15 protein-coding genes are annotated in these 19,390 nt (G+C 53.3%); 10 read left to right on the top strand and 5 right to left on the bottom strand.

Features of this window, described 5'->3' with window-relative positions:
- The first annotated feature begins 217 nt into the window (after positions 1 to 217).
- From FRY97_RS13900 to FRY97_RS13890, 3 genes are all read left to right on the top strand, one after another.
- Positions 218 to 928, top strand: a complete 711-nt coding sequence (locus FRY97_RS13900; RefSeq protein ID WP_147168156.1) for a ClpP family protease — start codon at positions 218 to 220, stop codon at positions 926 to 928.
- 136 nt (positions 929 to 1,064) lie between these two features.
- Positions 1,065 to 2,318, top strand: coding sequence for an ATP-dependent Clp protease ATP-binding subunit ClpX (clpX, locus tag FRY97_RS13895; RefSeq protein WP_147168155.1), 1,254 nt, complete (start codon positions 1,065 to 1,067; stop codon positions 2,316 to 2,318).
- A 109-nt stretch (positions 2,319 to 2,427) separates the two neighbouring features.
- Positions 2,428 to 3,015 (top strand): CopD family protein, encoded by a 588-nt coding sequence (locus FRY97_RS13890; protein ID WP_147168154.1) that lies wholly within the window; start codon positions 2,428 to 2,430, stop codon positions 3,013 to 3,015.
- Positions 3,016 to 3,373: 358 nt separating this feature from the next.
- On the opposite strand, the gene FRY97_RS13885 is transcribed toward FRY97_RS13890, so the two are convergent.
- Positions 3,374 to 3,979, bottom strand: coding sequence for an NfeD family protein (locus FRY97_RS13885; protein ID WP_147168153.1), 606 nt, complete (start codon positions 3,977 to 3,979; stop codon positions 3,374 to 3,376).
- 715 nt (positions 3,980 to 4,694) lie between these two features.
- Here FRY97_RS13885 and FRY97_RS13880 point away from each other — a divergent pair.
- From FRY97_RS13880 to FRY97_RS13850, 7 genes are all read left to right on the top strand, one after another.
- On the top strand, positions 4,695 to 5,627 hold the full coding sequence (locus FRY97_RS13880; protein WP_147168152.1) for a ribose-phosphate pyrophosphokinase: 933 nt from the start codon (positions 4,695 to 4,697) through the stop codon (positions 5,625 to 5,627).
- A 173-nt stretch (positions 5,628 to 5,800) separates the two neighbouring features.
- The gene (locus tag FRY97_RS13875; RefSeq protein WP_147168151.1) at positions 5,801 to 6,394 is read left to right on the top strand and encodes a 50S ribosomal protein L25; all 594 of its coding nucleotides are present in this window, start codon (positions 5,801 to 5,803) and stop codon (positions 6,392 to 6,394) included.
- Between the two features lie 126 nt (positions 6,395 to 6,520).
- Complete coding sequence (locus tag FRY97_RS13870) at positions 6,521 to 7,291, top strand: amidohydrolase (protein WP_211356874.1); 771 nt, start codon at positions 6,521 to 6,523, stop codon at positions 7,289 to 7,291.
- Positions 7,292 to 7,313: 22 nt separating this feature from the next.
- Positions 7,314 to 7,949, top strand: a complete 636-nt coding sequence (locus FRY97_RS13865; RefSeq protein WP_170254646.1) for a C40 family peptidase — start codon at positions 7,314 to 7,316, stop codon at positions 7,947 to 7,949.
- Positions 7,950 to 8,123: 174 nt separating this feature from the next.
- Positions 8,124 to 8,696, top strand: coding sequence for an adenylate kinase (locus FRY97_RS13860; protein WP_147168148.1), 573 nt, complete (start codon positions 8,124 to 8,126; stop codon positions 8,694 to 8,696).
- Between the two features lie 179 nt (positions 8,697 to 8,875).
- Positions 8,876 to 9,931, top strand: a complete 1,056-nt coding sequence (gene obgE, locus FRY97_RS13855) for a GTPase ObgE (protein WP_147168147.1) — start codon at positions 8,876 to 8,878, stop codon at positions 9,929 to 9,931.
- Between the two features lie 13 nt (positions 9,932 to 9,944).
- On the top strand, positions 9,945 to 11,399 hold the full coding sequence (locus FRY97_RS13850; protein ID WP_147168146.1) for a RapZ C-terminal domain-containing protein: 1,455 nt from the start codon (positions 9,945 to 9,947) through the stop codon (positions 11,397 to 11,399).
- Between the two features lie 9 nt (positions 11,400 to 11,408).
- Here the strand turns inward: FRY97_RS13850 and uvrA are convergent, their stop codons facing one another.
- The 4 genes from uvrA to FRY97_RS13830 all read right to left on the bottom strand — a co-directional run bounded on the left by uvrA (position 11,409) and on the right by FRY97_RS13830 (position 19,389).
- Positions 11,409 to 14,264 carry an excinuclease ABC subunit UvrA gene (gene uvrA, locus FRY97_RS13845; RefSeq protein WP_147168145.1) on the bottom strand — a complete coding sequence of 952 codons (2,856 nt, stop codon included), beginning with the start codon at positions 14,262 to 14,264 and terminating at the stop codon, positions 11,409 to 11,411.
- Between the two features lie 907 nt (positions 14,265 to 15,171).
- A complete protein-coding gene (locus FRY97_RS13840; protein ID WP_147168144.1) occupies positions 15,172 to 15,753 on the bottom strand; it encodes an RNA polymerase sigma factor in 582 nt (193 codons plus the stop codon).
- Positions 15,754 to 16,066: 313 nt separating this feature from the next.
- Positions 16,067 to 16,696, bottom strand: a complete 630-nt coding sequence (locus tag FRY97_RS13835; RefSeq protein ID WP_147168143.1) for a class I SAM-dependent methyltransferase — start codon at positions 16,694 to 16,696, stop codon at positions 16,067 to 16,069.
- A gap of 20 nt (positions 16,697 to 16,716) precedes the next feature.
- Positions 16,717 to 19,389, bottom strand: coding sequence for a bifunctional acetate--CoA ligase family protein/GNAT family N-acetyltransferase (locus tag FRY97_RS13830; protein WP_147168142.1), 2,673 nt, complete (start codon positions 19,387 to 19,389; stop codon positions 16,717 to 16,719).
- Position 19,390 lies beyond the last annotated feature (1 nt).

Below are 19,390 nucleotides of genomic sequence, written 5' to 3'. Positions count from 1 at the left end.
ACTATAAGACCAAAACCCCGACACGCTCTAAAGGCTTGTCTGCAATCCGGTTATTGGGTTTGCCCTGCTAGGCAAACCCAATTTCGTTACACCACCGCAGGGCCTAATACAGGAAAGTTTTGAGCGCGGCTCAACCCGAAGGCGGCCGATTTGTTATAGATGTTGATTTTTATCGTGAGCCAAGATCACCTTTCCTAACGATTTAAAGCGAAAACGAATGTTCCAGAAGAATGAGTTCATGAAGTATGCTACCAAGCACCTTGGCATGAGTAGCATGCATCTCGAAAAATACATCGACCAAACCACCCCTGCGGGCCCGAATATTCAGGGCTTCACCACAGCTATCATAGACGAGCGCATCAAGAATGTATTCCCAATGGATGTATTTTCCCGTCTGATGATGGACCGGATCATCTTCATGGGGGTGCCCGTCAATGATTACGTAGCCAATGTCATTCAGGCTCAGCTGCTGTTCCTTGAGTCTGACGACCCCAAGCGGGATGTGCAGATGTTCATCAACAGCCCGGGCGGCTCCGTTATCGCAGGCCTCGGCATTTATGACACTATGCAATACATCGCGCCTGACGTCAACACCATCTGTACTGGCCTGGCTGCCTCTATGGGGGCCGTCCTGCTCACTGCTGGCGAGAAGGGCAAGCGTACTTGCCTGCCACACAGCCGGGTGATGATTCATCAGCCACTAGGCGGCATGCAGGGGCAGGTGTCTGACATGGAGATCAGCTACAAACTGATCAAAGACATGCAGAAGGAGCTCTACGAAATCCTGGCATCGCACACCGGCCAGCCATTCGAAAAGATTGAAGAAGACTGCGACCGCGACAACTGGATGACAGCAAACGTTGCCAAAGAATATGGCTTGATTGACGAGGTGCTGGACCGCAACAGCCCCCGTAAAGAGAAAGAATAAGCCAACTTTTATGAAAGGCAGTGCTGGCCGGTAAACCTAGCCACAGCGCTGCCTTTCACTTTCAATGCCCCAAGCACAGTTTCAAGTGCTACCCGTTGCGCAAACGGGCATTCATGAGTATCAAACAGCATTTTATATGCGTAAGAGCAAGCAAAGTTACCGCTGTTCCTTTTGTGGAAGAGACAAATCAGAAGCCCTTATCCTCATCGCAGGTATTGACGGGCACATTTGTGAAGTGTGCGTGGAACAGGCTGGTGAAATCATAGAGGAAGAACTCTATGGCGGCAAAGCCAAAGAAGAAGAAAAGAAAGACTTTCTCCTTCCGGATCAGATTACCCCCAAGGAAATCAAAACCCATCTGGACCATTACGTAATTGGCCAGGATGAGGCTAAAAAATTCTTGTCCGTTGCGGTTTACAACCACTACAAGCGCCTGCGCCAAAGCAGGCAAGATGATATTGAAATCGAAAAGTCCAATATTGTTTTTGTAGGCCAAACTGGCACGGGCAAGACGCTGCTCGCCAAAACCATAGCAAAATTCCTGAACGTGCCCTTCGCCATCGTTGATGCTACCGTCTTTACAGAGGCAGGCTATGTGGGCGAGGACGTAGAGAGCATCCTTAGCCGTCTGCTTCAGGTTTGCGATTACGATGTTGCGGCAGCAGAGCGCGGCATCGTTTACATTGATGAGATTGACAAGATCTCACGCAAAAGCGACAACCCTTCTATCACCCGCGATGTATCTGGGGAAGGCGTACAGCAGGCCATGTTGAAGATGCTGGAAGGCACGGATGTCAACGTCCCCCCTCAAGGTGGCCGCAAGCACCCTGAGCAGAAGCTCGTCAAAATCAATACCAGCAATATCCTCTTCATTTGTGGAGGAGCATTTGACGGCATTGAAAAGGTGATCGCCCGCCGCGTCAATACACATGTCATTGGGTTCAAAGGGACTGAAGCCGCCGTTTCTGCCCACGATCGGGAAAACTTGCTACAGTATATCAGCCATCAAGACTTGAGGAGCTTTGGGCTCATACCCGAGCTGCTGGGCCGGCTGCCTGTGCTCGCTTACCTGGAGCCGCTCGACTTGGAAGCCCTCAAGCAGATTTTGGTCGCTCCACGCAATGCCCTTATCAAGCAATACAAAAAGCTGTTCGATCTTGAAGGGATCAAACTGGAGTTTACCCAAGATGCCATTGAATTCATTGCACAGAAGGCACTGGAGTTCAACCTTGGGGCAAGGGGGCTGCGCTCTATTTGTGAGGCGGTCATGACGGATGCCATGTTCGAGCTGCCTTCCAAAGAAGGCGTGGATAAGTTTGAGGTCACGAAAGCCTATGCTGAAGAAAAGCTGGACCGTTCCAAACTGAGCAAGCAGCTACGGGCTGCTTAGCGCAAATGAAAGCCGCCCTGCGCTTTTCTGCTCAGGAGGCACCCAATCGAAATCATGGGGCGCTGCCAGTAAGGTAGCTGCCCCATCTTGTTTTCTAAACGTCCGCAAAATGGCTTACGCAATTTTTTTCCTAAAAGCCCTCCACGTAGTAGGCTTCGTATCTTGGTTTGCCGGCCTGTTTTATCTGGGCCGCATATTGGTCTACGATGAAGAAGCCGCTGGCCAGCCTGAGCCAGAGAAAGGCATCCTGAAAAGGCAATACCAAATTATGGAGTGGCGGGTATACCGCATCATCTGCAACCCTGCCATGATGATCACCTGGGGCGCGGGCCTGGCTATGCTCGCCTTAGGCTGGATATCAGACCGGCTGCCCAATTACCTCAGCATGGGCACACCTGGGTGGATGCACCTGAAGCTCCTGCTGCTTGCAGGGCTGACAGCCTACCATCTTTGGACTAAAGGCATCATCAGGCGGATGCAAGCTGGGGAGCGCATTTTCAACTCCTGGCAGTACCGGCTGCTGAATGAGCTCCCTACTCTATTCCTGATTACGATTTCTTACACAGCAGTATACGGCAAGGCTGGCAGCCTGAATTACGGCTACCTTTTTGGCGGCTTGGCCTTGTTTGCAGGTTTCATCTTTTGGGCGGCACGTGCATACAAAAAGCGGAGGGATAGGCTGGAAAAAGAAGCTTAATGCGGCTCGGCCCTGCTTGTTCCCTATTTTGAAACTGCCCCTTGCGGCGGCTGCCCCAGGCCCCAGCACCGGCACAAAAGCTGAGCACGCGCTGGGGCGTGAACCAAAGTGCCGCAAAGGTTTAAGCATTTCGGGCTTTATAGCCTGGCATTGGCCTAGCGCTGCGAAGGGGTATAAGCCCGATAGGGCCGAGCGGATAGCGAGCCCCGGAGCATAGCGGCACCTGCCGGCAGGCAGGGGCAGGCCCCATCCTTAAGGTGCTCCGCCGAGTGCTGTTCTCTGTTATTAATTGGCTTGGTGTACAGGAGATGATTGCAGGGTTGAAATGGCACCTCGTGCTTTAAGAGATGCCATATTACTATCGGGGCAAGCCGTGCTCTTCGTGAGGATAGCCTTCATCTTCCAAGGGCTCTACTACAAGCACCCGCCCTTCTTCGATCACCCCGACCACCCTTACCGAAGCACCGGGCTTGAGCTCAAAGCCTGCCGTCATCGCCTCTAGTTCGTACGGGGCCCCTTTCACATTAAGGTGGACCTTTCCGAAACCATTGCGGTGTGAGGGGACGACCGCCAGTACTCGCCCTGTGGTGGCCATCAGCCGTTCAGGATGCCGGGGGGCTCCGCCCCTGGGCGCGAGGCGCAGCAGCATAAGGGTGATGCCTTTTGCAAAAACAGCAGCGAGCAAGCCTGCAATTAGGCCTGTGCCAAGGGCGGCCACCGGAGCGGCCCAGTAGTAAGAAACCCCGAGCCCGGTCCAAGCAAAGAAGGTGAGGAAGGTCAGGATAGTGCGGGCATTGAAAACCTTAGCCAGGCGAGCATTGGCCTCTGCCTCCGTATCGGGGTCCAACAGGCTCATGACTATCAGAATGAGCAACAACAGGCTACTGCTTACCGACAGCAGCCAAAGGCTTTGCTGTAGCAAGTTGAGTTGTCCCCACCAATCGCCAAAGAATAGCCCCGGCATGTTTTCGTTGTTTGTTCAGATAGCAGCCTGGGCTTTTTAGGCCAAGGCATTATTTAACTTTACAAAAGTAAGGGATTGGCTGCCTACCGCCACAGGAGTTCGACCAACCCCATATACTCCTCGGCGAAAGCTAGTGGTTCAAGTTTTAAATCTATGATCATTAAGCCGCAGGAATCTTTGTTTGCTGATGAGGCCTGGAAACACAGCCATAGCCTACACGAAGCGTGGGGATAAGGGGCCGCACGATGAAGTCGGCGAGGCTTGCAGGTTTCCATCAGCGGGCAAAAGGCCAAGGCTTGGGGTGTCAAGGATTTAGGACTTGAGCCGCTAGTGGTCTGTCAAGTGTTAATTTATGGGTTGAGTGGGAGCGAATTTTGAGGCTAATCAAGGCGGATGTTCCCGCGCATAGCAGCGCTACGTAAGGGGTTGTCCAACGAAGAGTAGCCTCAAAAGCCGCCGCAGGCAACCCCTAGTTTTAGCCTTGACAGACCACTAGGAACTTTTTGCAGGGCGCATGGGAAAAACCGGCTCAGACGTGGCATAGCTTTATGAATGTTCTTACCTTTACCGCAGGACGGGCAGCGAGCGACGACATTCTCTTTTCCCCCTTGGTTTACAAGACTTTGCAGCACTACTGCACTCCATGCAACGCATTCAGTTGGTTAGCCCTTTTCGAATGATTAATAACCGCAATTGATAAATGATACCTGGCCAAATGGTTGAAGTCAAACTCTTTTCCGGAACAACATCTGAGTACCACTCCAAAAGCATAGCGGACCACTACGGGCACCCGCTTGGAGACATCAAGGTCCACAAGTTCAGCGATGGCGAGATGCAGCCCGTCATCAACGAATCGGTAAGGGGAGCTTATGTGTTTTTTATCCAATCGACCTACCCGCCCGCTGAAAACCTCTTGGAGCTGCTCCTGATGATCGATGCCGCCAAAAGGGCTTCTGCCGGCTATATTACGGCGGTTATCCCTTATTTCGGCTATGCCCGGCAAGACCGTAAGGACAAGCCGCGCGTCCCGATTTCCGCCAAAACTATCGCCAACCTTATTCAGGCGGCAGGGGCTGACCGCATCATGACGATGGACTTGCACGCCGATCAGATCCAAGGCTTTTTTGATATCCCCGTGGACCACCTCAAGAGCGAGGCCATTTATATCCCTTACCTTCAAGAGCAACAACTCGACAACGTCATCTTTGCCTCTCCAGATGTAGGCGGCGTAAAACGGGCCAGGACTTACTCTAAGCACTTCCGCTGCCCGCTCGTCATTTGCGATAAGTACCGCAAGCAAGCCAATGAGGTTTCTGAAATGACAGTTATCGGTGATGTGGACGGTGCGGATGTCATATTGGTAGACGACCTCGTGGATACGGCAGGCACTTTGTGCCGGGCCGCCAACATCTTGATAGAAAAAGGCGCCAAAAGCGTCCGTGCTATGTGCACCCACCCGGTCCTTTCTGGTGATGCATACAATAAAATCGCCAACTCCAAACTGGAAGAGCTGATTGTTTGTGATACCATCCCCCTCAAAGAGCCCTCCGAAAAAATCAAAGTGCTCAGCACCGCCAAGCTGTTCTCTAGAGCCATCCGCAATACCCACGAGCACCGCTCTATTTCTGCGCTTTTTGTGGATGGCTAAGGCTATCCGCTATGCGCTTAGGCCCTCAATCATTCCTAAGGCTCAACTTTTTATAGAGCAGGGCTTTATTTTTTTATTGTGAATGACTATCTTTGCGGACCTTTTTGGGGCTAAATAACTTTAGCACCTGAAATACTATCAATTGTAAAAAGTTAAGACAAAGTCGATAAATCATGGAAACGATAGCGCTTACAGGACAGGCCCGGACAGACTTGGGCAAAAAAGCGACCAATACCCTTCGCAAAGAAGGCCACATCCCCTGCGTAGCGTATGGCGGTGGCGATGCTGTTCATTTTTCTGTTCAGCCCAAAGATGTTAAACACCTTATTTATACGCCTGACTTCAAGCTGGCAGAAGTTTCCATAGACGGAAAGTCTTTCAAAGCCTTTGTCAAGGACTTGCAGTTCCACCCTGTCACGGATGAAATCCTGCACATCGACTTCCTCCGCCTCATCGAAGGGACGCCGGTAAAGGTTGATGTACCTATCCGTTTCAAAGGCACTTCTCCTGGTGTAAAAGCTGGTGGAAAGCTGGTACAGCGCCTGCGCCGTATCCGCATCAAGACGAAGCCCGAGCACATGGTGGGCGACATTCAGGTAGACATTTCAAAGCTGCAGCTGAACGAATCTATCCGTATCCGCGATATCGATCAGAAGCTGGAGACGGTCGAGATCATGAACTCTCCTGGCGTGCCTGTAGCTAGCATAGAAACACCTCGTGCACTGCGTTCTGCGGCAGCAGCAGCAGCCAAAGCCGAGAAGGGTTAATCTTGCCTACCGCTATTGGCATCTATATTTCAGCCGGATAGGCTTTAGTTTAAAGATTTCCTAAAAAGGGGGGCAAGGCATAGAGCTTTGCCCCTCTTTTTCTATAATAGTAGCATGCAAACCAATATGCTCCGCCTATCACTGGCACAGACCACCCTAAGCTGGGAAGACCCCAAAGGCAACCTGGCACATTTTGCACATCTGCTCTCCACATTGCAGCCCGGGCAGACAGATGTAGTCATCTTGCCCGAGATGTTCACTACAGGCTTTTCCATGTCGCCCAAGGGGCTGGCCGAGCCTACGGAAGGACGGGCCTATCATTGGATGGCACAGGAGGCTGCAAGGCTCAGCGCAGTTGTGGCCGGCAGCATCATGGTGGAAGAAAATGGGCAGTACTTCAACCGCTTGCTCTGGGTGAGGCCCGATGGCAGCTACGCTTACTATGACAAGCGCCATCTCTTTACGCTTGCGGGCGAACAAGAACACTACTCCCCCGGGCAAAAGCCCTTGCTCGTTCAGTGGAAGGGGTGGGCCATCATGCCGCTGATCTGTTACGATTTAAGGTTCCCGGTATGGAGCAGGAACCAATACCGCTATGACCTGCTGCTGTATGTCGCCAACTGGCCTGCTATGCGGATAGCAGCCTGGGATGCCCTGCTCAGGGCCCGGGCAATAGAAAACCAAGCTTATACGGTGGGGGTCAACCGGATAGGGGACGACGGCAACGGGTACCCTCATTGCGGGCATTCTTCGGTATATGACTACAGCGGCGGCTGCCGCTTGCTCGTTTCAGAATCAGCTGGTATTTTTACCCTCAGCCTAGAAAAAAAAGAGCAGGATCAGTTCCGGTCTAAACTCGCTTTCCTAAACGACCAGGATGCTTTCGAAATCCTGTAACGCTTTCACTTATATTCCTTCCATGAACCGAATGCCGTCCTTCAGCCTGAAGCTGCTGCTCTTATCCGCTCTGCCATTCTTTTTCAGCCAATGCAGCATTTTTTCTAACTCCTACAGCTATAATTCATCGAGGGGCGGGCGCCCCGTAGAAGACCGCCCCCTATACGAGGAGGCAACGCCCCCTGCTGAGCCGGAAGAGGAAGCCTCTGATGAAGAGGACAGCCGTATACCGCCTGCCCCCCCTGTTGCCGTGGAAGGGGAAGCAGCACTGCGGCAGGAAGCGGTCCGGTACGCACGGACCTTCCTTGGCACGCCCTACAAACTGGGCGGCACCTCTCCACGGGGAGGCTTCGACTGCTCTGGCTTTACTTCCTATGTTATGGACCAGGTTGATGTCGTGCTTTCCCGCACCTCAGGCATGCAGGAGAAAGATGGGAAGAAAGTAAAGCTGAAAGACGTTAAGCCCGGAGATCTCATATTTTACCGGCGGTCCCCTCTCGGAAAAGTCTTCCATGTCTCCCTTGTGGTAGATAATCGGGCAGACGGCATACATGTTATCCATAGCACCTCCCGCGGAGTCGTAGAAGACAACATCACTCAATCCAGCTATTGGGAGCCCAAGATCTCTTCTGCACGGGACGTCATCAGCCAAGACTAGCGCATTCCCTTTTCTACTGCTACCGCAAAGTCAACGCCCTAATATTTGAGCAGACTAGGCAACGGCGTTCCCCCTTTTAAGCCCATTTTTGTATTTTAGCTTTCTTTCAAAATACAGGCGCGCGCGCGTGGTGCGGGCACGCTATCACTAAAGACGTACAAACCAGAACGTTATATGATTAATTTGATCCTCTTCGGCCCTCCGGGTTCCGGGAAAGGTACGCAAGCTGCCAAGCTTGTAGCTAAGTACGAACTCCTGCACATTTCCACCGGCGACCTCTTCCGGTATGAAATGGGCAATGATACCCCTCTGGGCAAGGAAGCCAAGAGCTATATCGAAAAAGGCGAGCTCGTACCTGATTCTGTGACCGTAGGTATGCTGCGCAACAAGGTGGAAGCCAACCCCGATGTGAAAGGCTATATTTTTGATGGCTTCCCACGGACTACCCCACAAGCGGAAGCGCTTGACAACCTGCTGTCCGAAAAAGGGCAGGAAGTTTCCCGCCTCATCATGCTCGATGTGCCCGATGACGAGCTGGTCCGCCGTCTCCTCGAACGCGGCAAAACCTCGGGCCGTGCTGACGACTCGGACGAGGGCATCATCCAAAACCGGATTGAGGTCTACAAAAGCGAAACCACTCCTGTCTTCGACTTCTACGACGCCAAGGGCAAATCTGTCAAAGTACACGGTGTCGGGACGATTGACGAAATATTCAGCCGGCTCTGCCACGAGATTGACGAGCTCTAGCTATCTGCATTGCCCCTGCCCGGTTGCCCTGCCCAACTAAAACCACACCAACTCGCACTGCCTCAACAACTGCACAGCCCTATGCGCCGTTGTTGCCTTAAGCTGTGGAATTCCGCAGCCCCTGCTTTTTATTACCACAATATGGGCTACCTTTGCATGTTGAATAAAAAAGCACCCTGATGTCTGCTCAAAATTTTGTGGATTACGTTAAAATTTGCTTCCGCTCCGGCAAGGGCGGGGCAGGCTCTGCACACTTGCACCGGGCAAAGGGCAACCCCAAAGGAGGCCCCGATGGGGGCGATGGCGGCAGAGGCGGCCACATCATCCTTAGGGGGGACCGCAATGTATGGACCCTGCTCGCCCTCAAATACCGCAAGCATGTCATTGCTGGAGATGGGGGCAATGGCAGCAATAACCACAAGTTTGGAGCTAACGGAGAGGACATCTACCTCGATGTCCCGTTAGGCACAGTGGCTAAGGACGCGGAAACGGGCGAAGTCGATTTCGAAATCACGCAGCACGGAGAAGAGCGCATCATCCTAGCCGGAGGGCGGGGCGGGCTGGGCAACAGCCACTTCAAGTCTTCTACCAACCAAACCCCCCGGTATGCACAGCCCGGCGAGCCCGGACAGGAAGAGTGGAAAGTGCTAGAGCTAAAAACCCTGGCGGATGTCGGGCTGGTGGGCTTCCCTAATGCCGGAAAGTCAACGCTCTTGGCCTCTATCACTTCTGCCAAGCCTAAAATTGCGAACTACCCCTTTACTACCCTAGTGCCCAACCTTGGGATTGTCCCCTACCGCGACGGCCGCTCTTTCGTCATGGCCGATATCCCGGGCATCATTGAAGACGCGCATCAGGGCAAGGGGCTTGGGCACCGCTTCCTGCGCCACATTGAGCGCAATGCGACCCTGTTGTTCATGATCCCGTGCGATACTGGCAACATCCGGGAGGAGTACAGCATCCTGCTAAGGGAACTACAGATGTACAACGAGGAGCTATTGGACAAACCCCACGTCCTGGCGGTCACCAAAAGCGACCTGCTCGATGATGAGCTCCGGCAAATGCTGAAAGCGGATTTGCCGGAAGGCATACCGGCTATTTTCATTTCCTCCGTTGCACAACAAGGGCTACAGGAGCTCAAGGACCTCCTTTGGGCCACTATTACCGAATACAAGGAACAACACCTGCCTGAAGATCATTGGGGCGGCCGCCGTGGGTGGGAAGAAGAAGAGTAAACTCCCGATTACTATGAAAGCTACTGCTATTGAGCAGGCCCTGAGCGCCCTGTTCGAAAACTGGTCCGGAAAATCTCCCGAGCTGGTACTCCCCCTCGCCCCTTCTGGCTCGGCCCGGATTTACTACCGCCTGCAAGCTGAGGGCAAAAGCGCTATCGGGACTTACAACCCCAACCGGGCAGAGAACGAGGCTTTCATAGCCTTCTCCCGGCATTTCCACGAGCTGGGGCTGCCCGTTCCGGCTATATACGAGGAAGACTTGGGCCGGCAGGTCTATCTACAGGAAGACCTGGGGGCAACCACCCTATACAGCTATCTGCTGCAGCGGGGAGAAGGCCCCTTCCCGCCCCACCTGTTGAAAATTTACAAACGGGTAGTAGAAGAGCTGGCCCGCTTGCAGATTCAGGGGGGCAAAAACTTGGACTACAGCCGGTGCTATCCCTGCCCGGTCTTCGATAAGCAATCTATGCTTTGGGACTTCAATGGCTTCAAATACCACTTCCTCCGCCTGGCCGGCGCTCAATTCGATGAACAGCGGCTGGAACAGGAAGCCCACCGCTTGGCTGATTTCCTGCTCGAAGCCGGCACAGCCCACTTTATGTTCCGGGATTTCCAGTCTAGGAACATCATGGTCCGCAATGGGGCGCCATTTTTTATTGATTACCAGGGTGGCCGGCAGGGCGCGCTGCAATACGACTTGGCCTCTTTGCTCTATCAGGCCAAGGCTGACATCCCCGAAGATACCCGCCTTGAGCTCTTATCGCACTATCTCGACACCGCCGGGCAGTTGTTGCCTATAGACCGGGAGCGTTTTCTGCGCCACTATTATGGCTTCGTGCTGATGCGCAGTATCCAAGTCTTAGGCACTTATGGGCTACGTGGGCTGTACGAGCGCAAGGAGCACTTTCTCAAAAGCATCCCCTTTGCCCTGCGCAATGTACAGCAGCTGCTCAACGGAGGCCAAATTGCGATTGAGCTGCCCGAGCTTTCACAAGCAATACAACAAATTACAGACAGCGGAGCGTTCGAGCCTTTTGATACTACGGTAGGCAGCAACAGCCTACTCACGGTGCGCATCAATAGTTTTTCCTATAAAAAAGGGCTTCCCGTTGACCCTTCCGGCAACGGCGGCGGCTTTACTTTCGACTGCCGCTTCCTACACAACCCGGGGCGGTACGAGCCTTACAAAAAACTGACAGGACGGGACGAGCCGGTCATCAACTTCCTCAAGCACCACAGCACTATGGAGGGCTTCCTCAATGATGCGTTCCGTATGGTAGACGAGGCCGTAGAAAACTATATCGAGCGCAGCTTCACCAGCCTGATGGTCAATTTTGGTTGCACCGGCGGGCAGCACCGGTCAGTTTACGCTGCGGATGCCCTGGCTCAGCACCTAGCTGACAAATATGGGGTGGATATCGAGCTCCACCATATAGAACAGGAGCGCAAAAAGTGGATCAACGATTAGGCTATGAAATCATAGCGTCAGCTTCTCCTTCAGAAATTGCCCGGTATAAGAGGATGGCTCCAACGCAAGCCCTTCAGGTGTGCCTTGAAAAACAAGATGCCCGCCAGCCTTGCCCCCGCCGGGGCCGAGGTCAATAACCCAATCTGCACACTTTATGACTTCCATATTGTGCTCCACAACAAGCACGGTATGGCCATTTTCCACTAGTGCGTTCATCGCATCCAATAGTTTCCGGATATCGTGGAAGTGCAGCCCGGTTGTGGGCTCATCGAAAATGAAAAGGATATGCTCGTTGCTCCGTTCTCTGGTCAGGAAGGAAGCCAACTTAACACGCTGCGCCTCTCCGCCGGACAAGGTGCTTGAAGACTGCCCAAGGTGTACATACCCCAATCCGACATCGCTCAGTGGCTGTAGCTTGGACACCACTTCTTTCTGGGCTGCAAAAAAGTCGAGGGCTTCGTCCACGCTCAACTCCAGGATGTCATGAATATTCTTCCCTTGGTACTCCACATCCAATACCTCCTGCTTAAAACGTCTGCCCCCACAGGCTTCGCACTCTAAGCGCACGTCCGCCAAGAACTGCATTTCCACCACCTGCTCCCCTTCCCCTTTGCAGGTATCGCACCGCCCTCCATCCACGTTGAAAGAGAAGTGCTTGGGTTTGAACCCGTGTATTTTGGAGAGCTGCTGCTCTGACATGAGCTTCCGGATGGCATCGTACGCTTTGACGTAAGTCACAGGATTGGAGCGCGAAGACTTCCCGATGGGGCTTTGGCTCACCATTTCTACCTGTGTCACCGTTTTCAAGCTGCCAGACAGCTCATCGAACAACCCTGCCGACTGTGTGGTGCTTTCGCCCAAATGCTGCAGCAAAGCCGGGTATAAAATCTGCTTGACCAAGGTCGTTTTACCTGAACCAGAAACACCGGTCACTACCGATAGCGCATGCAAGGGGAACTTGGCATCTACCTTTTTGAGGTTGTGCTGCCGTGCCCCTTTCACCTCGATAAAGCTGTTGGTTTTACGGCGGGCAGCAGGCAGAGGGATAGCCATCCTGCCGCTCATATACTGAGCCGTAAGGCTTTGGTTCTTGGCTTCGTAGACCTCCGTAAATGGGCCCGCAAAGACCACTTCCCCACCGTGAATGCCCGCCGCTGGGCCGATATCAACTAAGTAATCAGCATTGCGGATAACATCCTCTTCGTGCTCCACTACGATGACCGTATTTCCGAGATCGCGCAGAGACTTCAGTACCCGCACCAGGCGGCTTGTATCTTTAGGGTGCAGCCCCACGCTTGGCTCGTCAAGGATATACATCGAGCTAGTCAGGTTGCTGCCAAGGGTGCGGGTCAGGTTGATCCGTTGGGTTTCTCCTCCGCTAAGCGTGGAAGACAAACGGCTCAGGGTGAGATAGTTCAGCCCCACATCGCACATAAACTGAAGGCGGTTGTTGATTTCCAGCAGCAGCCTGCGGGCCACCTTTTCATCGTAGGCGTTTAGTGTTAGCCCTTGGAAGAAAGACAGCAGCTCATCCACAGGGAGCTCTACCAAATCTGTGATAGGGTGGCCGCCAATTTTGACATAGGTTGCCTCCTGCCGCAGCCGGCCGCCATCGCAGGATGTACAGGTGGTACGGCCGCGGTAACGCGCAAGCATTACCCGGTTTTGTATTTTGTACATCTTTTCCTCCAGCTCCGAGAAAAAATCGTTGATGCCCCAAAAGTGGGCGTTCCCTTTCCAAAGCAGCTTTTTCTGGGCCTTGGTCAACTCAGCGTAAGGCGTATGAACGGGGAAATCAAAGTGATGGGCATTGTCCAAAAGCCGATCGAGCCACTGGCCGTACTTATCGCCTTTCCAACAGGCCACTGCCCCTTCATATACCGACTTGCCAGGATCGGGGATGACCTTGTGCTCATCGATGCCCATCACCTTACTGAACCCTTCACAAGTAGGGCAGGCCCCGTAGGGGTTATTGAAATTGAACAGCTGAGGCGTAGGCTCTAAAAACACCAGCCCATCTAGCTCAAAACGGTTGTTGAATGCTTTGGCTTCGCCCCCAATCTCCTCAACGACACACTCCCCTTCCGCCTCATAAAAAGCAGTCTGCACGGAGTCTGCCATCCGCTTAGCATTTTCCTCATCCCCTTGCCGTACCACAAAACGGTCGATCAGGATACGAAGGCCTGCCCCTGCTGCCTGCTCCAAACTCTGATCCAACAAATCAGGTGCAGCGGTGCTCAGCACCTCCTCCACATATTGCAGCTGCCCCTCGTACTGTACCCGGGTGTATCCTTTCTGCAACAGCAGCTCTAGCTCCTGCCGGATGGTCCGGTCTTTGTACTTGTCAGAAAGCGGGATGAACAACTGCACTTTTGCCCCTTCCGCCAACTGATGTATATAATCTACAACATCGCTGACTTCGTGCTTGCGTACCTCCGCACCGGAGACCGGCGAGTAGGTACGCCCAACTCTGGCATAAAGTATGCGCAGGTAGTCGTACACCTCTGTGAGCGTGCCCACCGTGGAGCGGGCGTTGCTCGTACTCACTTTCTGCTCGATAGCGATGGCCGGGCAAATGCCTTTGATGTAATCTACATCCGGTTTTTTCATCCGCATCAGGAACTGCCGGGCGTAGCTCGACAGGCTCTCCACATATCGGCGCTGCCCCTCGGCAAAGAGGGTGTCCATAGTAATGGAAGACTTGCCAGAGCCGGAGACCCCAGTTACCACTACCAGTTGATCCTTAGGGATATCCAGGCTGATGTTTTTGAGGTTATTGGCACGGGCACCCTTGATCCGGATTGCCGCTCTGAGGTTCTGTTCACTAGGCTTGTCAAGCGTTGGCGTGGTCGCTTTTTTGGACATAGATGCAGGTTGAAGTTTTTCTACTTCAGTAGAACAGCAGAGGGAGGGGAGGGTTGTACGAGCGGGGAATTTTGCCTTATGCCAACGCTACTCCGCAATTATCAATGGCTCCTGACAGGCCTTATCCTCACTGCGCAACTGAACGATATGCTGCCCGGCGGATAGAAAAGCTGGCAGCTCCAAGCCCTTTGTAGCCCAACCGATAAAATGCTATTTGAAAGACACAAATGGAGTCTACTTTGAAATACAACTCAATCCGCTGGGCTGAAGAGAGCAGGAATTGTGGCATATCCGTGCATGGAAAAACAAAGCCCGATAAAATCGGGCGTGAACCAAAATGTCGCAGGCGTTTATGCTTTTGGGGCTCTAGCCTGGCATTGGCCTAGCGCTGCGAAGGGGCGGCAGGCCTGATAAGGCCGAGCGAAGAGCGAGCCCCGTAGCATAGCGGCACCTGCCCTCACGGCAGGGGCAGGCCCCCAAAAAACGACAATCTGGTTTGCGCCGATAAAATCTGGGGATGACCCGAAACCAAAACACAAAGAAACAATGCTAGTCCGGAAACTACTCTACGCAGTTGGTAGTTGGCAGTTCATAAGATAGCAGATTCTTGAAAGAGAAACGTAGCGGCACAAAAACCGACAATGACAATACAAAATAGCTGCAAATCAAGATAAAACAACCATTCCTCTGCAAAGAAGCCAACGTACAAATTCCACACAACTGTGTATACCTGCCTTTGAAAGCCAAAAAAGCCGGCAGCAAAGCTACCGGCTTATAAATTTGGTTAACAGGTTACTAAAGGCTTGAGGGAATTTTGGCGAGAGCTTGCCCTCACCGTGGTTGACTTTGTCGTTCTTGGGATCAAAAGCCGGGCACGCAACGCCTGCACCCGGCAGCAAGTCAGCAGTTACTGCAGAACGATTTCCCGCTCTTCGACGAGTTTGCGGATATTGATCAAGGCGTACCGCATACGGCCTAGAGCGGTGTTGATGCTCACGCGGGTCAGTTTGGCGATTTCTTTGAAGCTCATATCTGCATAGTGGCGCAGGATGACCACCTCGCGCTGTTCGGGCGGCAACATATCGACAAGGGTGCGGATTTTGTCGTGCGTCTGACTGCGGATGATGCTCTGTTCTGCATTGCGCTCAGAAGACTGCAATACATCGAAAATGTCGAAAGTTTCGGTTGGAGACACCTTCGGGCGGCGCTTGTTGCGGCGGAAGTAATCCACGCACATATTGTAGGAAATACGGAGCGCCCACTGCAGGAACTTGCCTTCATGATTGTACTTCCCTTTCCTCAGGGTATCAATAATCTTGATGAAGACCTCTTGGAAAATGTCTTCTGCCAAGCTTTGGTCTTTGACAAAAAGGTAGATGGAAGTGTAAATGCGCTGCTTGTGACGGGAGAGAAGCTCTTCGAAAGCTTTTTCATCACCTTCCAAATAATTAGAAATCAACTGTTGGTCGTTCAGTGGTGTAACTTGCATAACTAAATAAATTAGCGTTATGGGATCTTATGTCGCAATTTTTTAGTGTAGAGTTACTTACTATAGACCTTGTGTTTTGGTGAAGTGATGGAATGCAGCTGTTGCATTAGAACGGTTCAAATATAAGCGCATTGAAAGACAAATGCGAGTGCCCCTCTAATTTTTTCCCTTTTTTTAACAAAATATTAACCGGTGGGGCAAAATAAAAGCTGCCCCAATCAAGAACTTGCGGCCACAGCACACACCCTATGCGCGCAAATCAATAGGATGGTTTAAAAAACAAAGCATTAACGGTATTAAATTCTAATTAGATTCAAGGCCGGCTTTTTTCATATACCCCATAGTAGAACGGCACCCATTTAGTAAGGTGCACCTCCTCTTCCAAGGGAGAGAAGCCCGCCTCCCGTACCAACATATCGGTCTGCCGGTTGAGGTGGCAGCCCGCTGCGGCTTTGCGCCAAATAGGGCTGAGCCACTGCTGAAGGCTGCGCTGCGGCTGTCGGCGATCGTGGATATGCTCCAGCAAAAGCAGTTGGCCAGAGGGGGCCAGCCAAGAGTACAGATCAGCCAAAGCCCGAGCCACATCGGGCACAGTACAAAGTACAAGCGTGCTGACAATAGTATCGAAACCGCCTTCAGGTACCTGTCTGCTCAAAACAGGGCTGTGAACGCCTGCCTGCAACAGAGACACGCTAGGGGGTAGGGTGCGGGCTGCCCGCTTGTACATAGCCGCCGACGGCTCTGTCGCCAAGACTTGGGCAGAAGGTGGGTAATAGGGGAAATTGGCTCCGGTGCCCGCCCCAATCTCTAGTACGCGCCCTCGGGCGTGCGCCAATAGGCTGCGCCGCAGCTCCTGCAGCATGGCCTGTTCCAGTTGTGCCATGACCGGGTCATAGGCTTTCGCAAATAGGCGAGCGTACCAGCTTTCTTCACCAGAGGGCATGGGTTTAGCGTTTTAACGGTTTACAAGTCCAAGTCTACCCGGAACGTATCGAAGTCTTCCCTGGAAATATGAAAGCCCTTGCGCTCAAACAAAGCCAGCATGCTGGCATTGGAAGCCAGCACAGTGGCATAAATATGCCTAAGCCCCATATCCCTGGCAATTTCAATGATGTAGTCGGTCATCTTACTGCCCAAGCCCTGCCCCTGCCACTCATCCGCTATCAGTATAGCATACTCTGCAGAATGCCCCCATGGGTCAGCGATGATGCGCACCACCCCTATCATCTCCTCCCGGCCTTCCTGGCTGATGAGGGCAATGATGGCCATTTCCCGGTCGTAATCTATTTGCGTAAAGCGGGTCATGAGCTCATGGGTCATTTTCGGGACATACCCGAAAAACCGGAAATACAATGATTCCTTGGACAAGCGGTTGACCATTTCCAGCTCGATGGGCTCATCTTCAGGGCGGATGGGGCGCAGCAAGACCTCCTGCCCGTTGCGGGCCATGACCGACTTTCGGTAGCGCCCGGGATAGGGAGAGATGACCAAGTGGTGGTACGGTTTCCGCTGATCTTGTGGCAAGACTGCGGTGTCCAATACTACATGTGCATCGAGCACTACGCCCCCGTTTTCATCCATTACAAAGGGGTTGATATCGATTTCCTGTATCTCCGGGAAGTCCATGATCAGGTACGCAAATTTGCAAAGCGTGAAAGCCAGGCTTTCCAGATCTACCCCTTTCTGCCCCCGGTACCCCTTGAGCAGAGGGTAAATGTTCGTCCGTTCGATCATGCGGTGGGCCAGCGCCATGTTCATAGGCGGCATGCCCAATTGGGTATCGCGGAGCACCTCCACCGCGATACCGCCAGCCCCAAAAGCCAGTACAGGCCCCATCACCGGGTCTTTCCGTGCACCGATAAACAGCTCGAAGCGCTTATTCACCATACGCTCTACCACTACCCCGGTGAGGTGGGCATCAGGGGCATGCGCATGGAAATTTTGCACCACCATTTTAAATGCCCTGCGCACTCCTGCCGCATCCCCCACATTTAGCGCTACCCCGCCAAAATCTGATTTATGGTATAGATCAGGAGTCGCTACCTTTAATACCACGGGGTAGCCAATCGCCTTGGCCGCGAGCACGGCCTCTTCCATATTTTGGGCCAGCCGATAATCTGATACCGAGATATCGTAGCAGGCTAATAGGTCTTTGGCTTCCGTCTCCAGCATCTGTGCCCGTTGAGCAGCACGCACCCCTTGGATCACCCCTGCGGCACGTGCCTTGTCGGGCTTGAACTGACGGGGCTCCTCTGGCGGCGTCTCGTACAACAGCTCCAGATTGCGCGTATACTGGTATATTTTCACAAAAACATCAACCGCGCTCTCCGGGTAACGGTAGTTGGGCACCCTGCCCCGCTCCAATATCTCCCGCCCTTCCCTAACGCCCCTTTCCCCCAGCCAAGCTGCAAGTACGGGCTTCCTTGAGCGCTTGGCCGCTTCTGCCACTGCCCGGGCCACCTCCTCGGGCTCCGTCATCGCCTGATAAGTCAGGATGACCAGCACTGCATCGGACTGCGCATCGAGCAGCAAAGCGGACAGCGCTTTGCCATAAAGCTCGGCGGAAGCATCGCCTAAGATATTGACCGGGTTGGTATGGCTCCAATTGACCGGCAGAGCTGCATTGAGCCTTTCCGTTGTTTTCTCGGACAAAGCAGCCAGCTTGCCCCCTTTAGCCATCAGGTAGTCGGTCGCCAATACGGCAGGCCCGCCGGCATTGGTCAGTATAGCCAGGCGGTTGCCAAAGGGGCGGGGCTGCATGGCCAAAGACTGTGCGCAGTTGAACAGCTGCGCGACGGTATCTACCCGGATGATGCCAGAACGCCGGAAAGCAGCACTGTAAACCGCATCGTTGCCGGCCAAAGCCCCTGTATGCGATAGGGCCACCTGACGCCCTTCCAGGCTGCGCCCAGCTTTGAGGACAATAATAGGCTTATGGCGGGCAAAGGCACGGGCAGCGCTCATGAAACGGCGGGCCTCACTGAGGCTCTCCATGTAAATGAGGATACAAGTCGTGTGGTTGTCCGTGCCGAAATAGTCGATCAGGTCTGCAAAACCGATATCGGCCATAGCGCCCACCGAAACAAAATAACTGAACCCTACCTGCTGCTCTATGGCCCAGTCCAAAACGGAAGTGCCCAATGCGCCGCTCTGAGAAATGAAAGCAATATTGCCAGGCGCTGCCATACGGGTGGCAAAGCTGGCATTCAGCCCCAAGTAGGGGTTGATGAAGCCCAGGCTCCGAGGGCCCAGCACACGCATATTGTACTCCCTTGCTATTTGCTTGATCCGTTTCAGGCGGTGCCGGGCCTCCTCCCCGCTTTCGCTAAAACCAGCAGACAAAATGGCTAATGCCCCTACCCCGGCTTCCCCACATTCCCGGACCACCTGCATCACAGCATAGGCGGGTGTAGTGATGAGCGCCAAATCAGGTGCTTGGGGGACGTCCTTGATGCGGTAATAGCTACGGCGCCCTTGCACCTGACGGTGCTTGAGGTTGACCGGGGTGACCGCCCCCTTAAACTCGCTTTCCAGCAGGTTCCTCATCACCACGAAGCCAACCGAACGCGGATGGTCTGAAGCCCCAATGACAGCCAATGATTTAGGTTGGAACAGCTTTCGCAATTGTTTGCGCATG

This window comes from Phaeodactylibacter luteus (assembly GCF_007993045.1).
GTDB lineage: Bacteria > Bacteroidota > Bacteroidia > Chitinophagales > Saprospiraceae > Phaeodactylibacter > Phaeodactylibacter luteus.
Note: the sequence above shows the minus strand (reverse complement) of the source record. Positions and strands in the feature narration are given on the sequence as shown.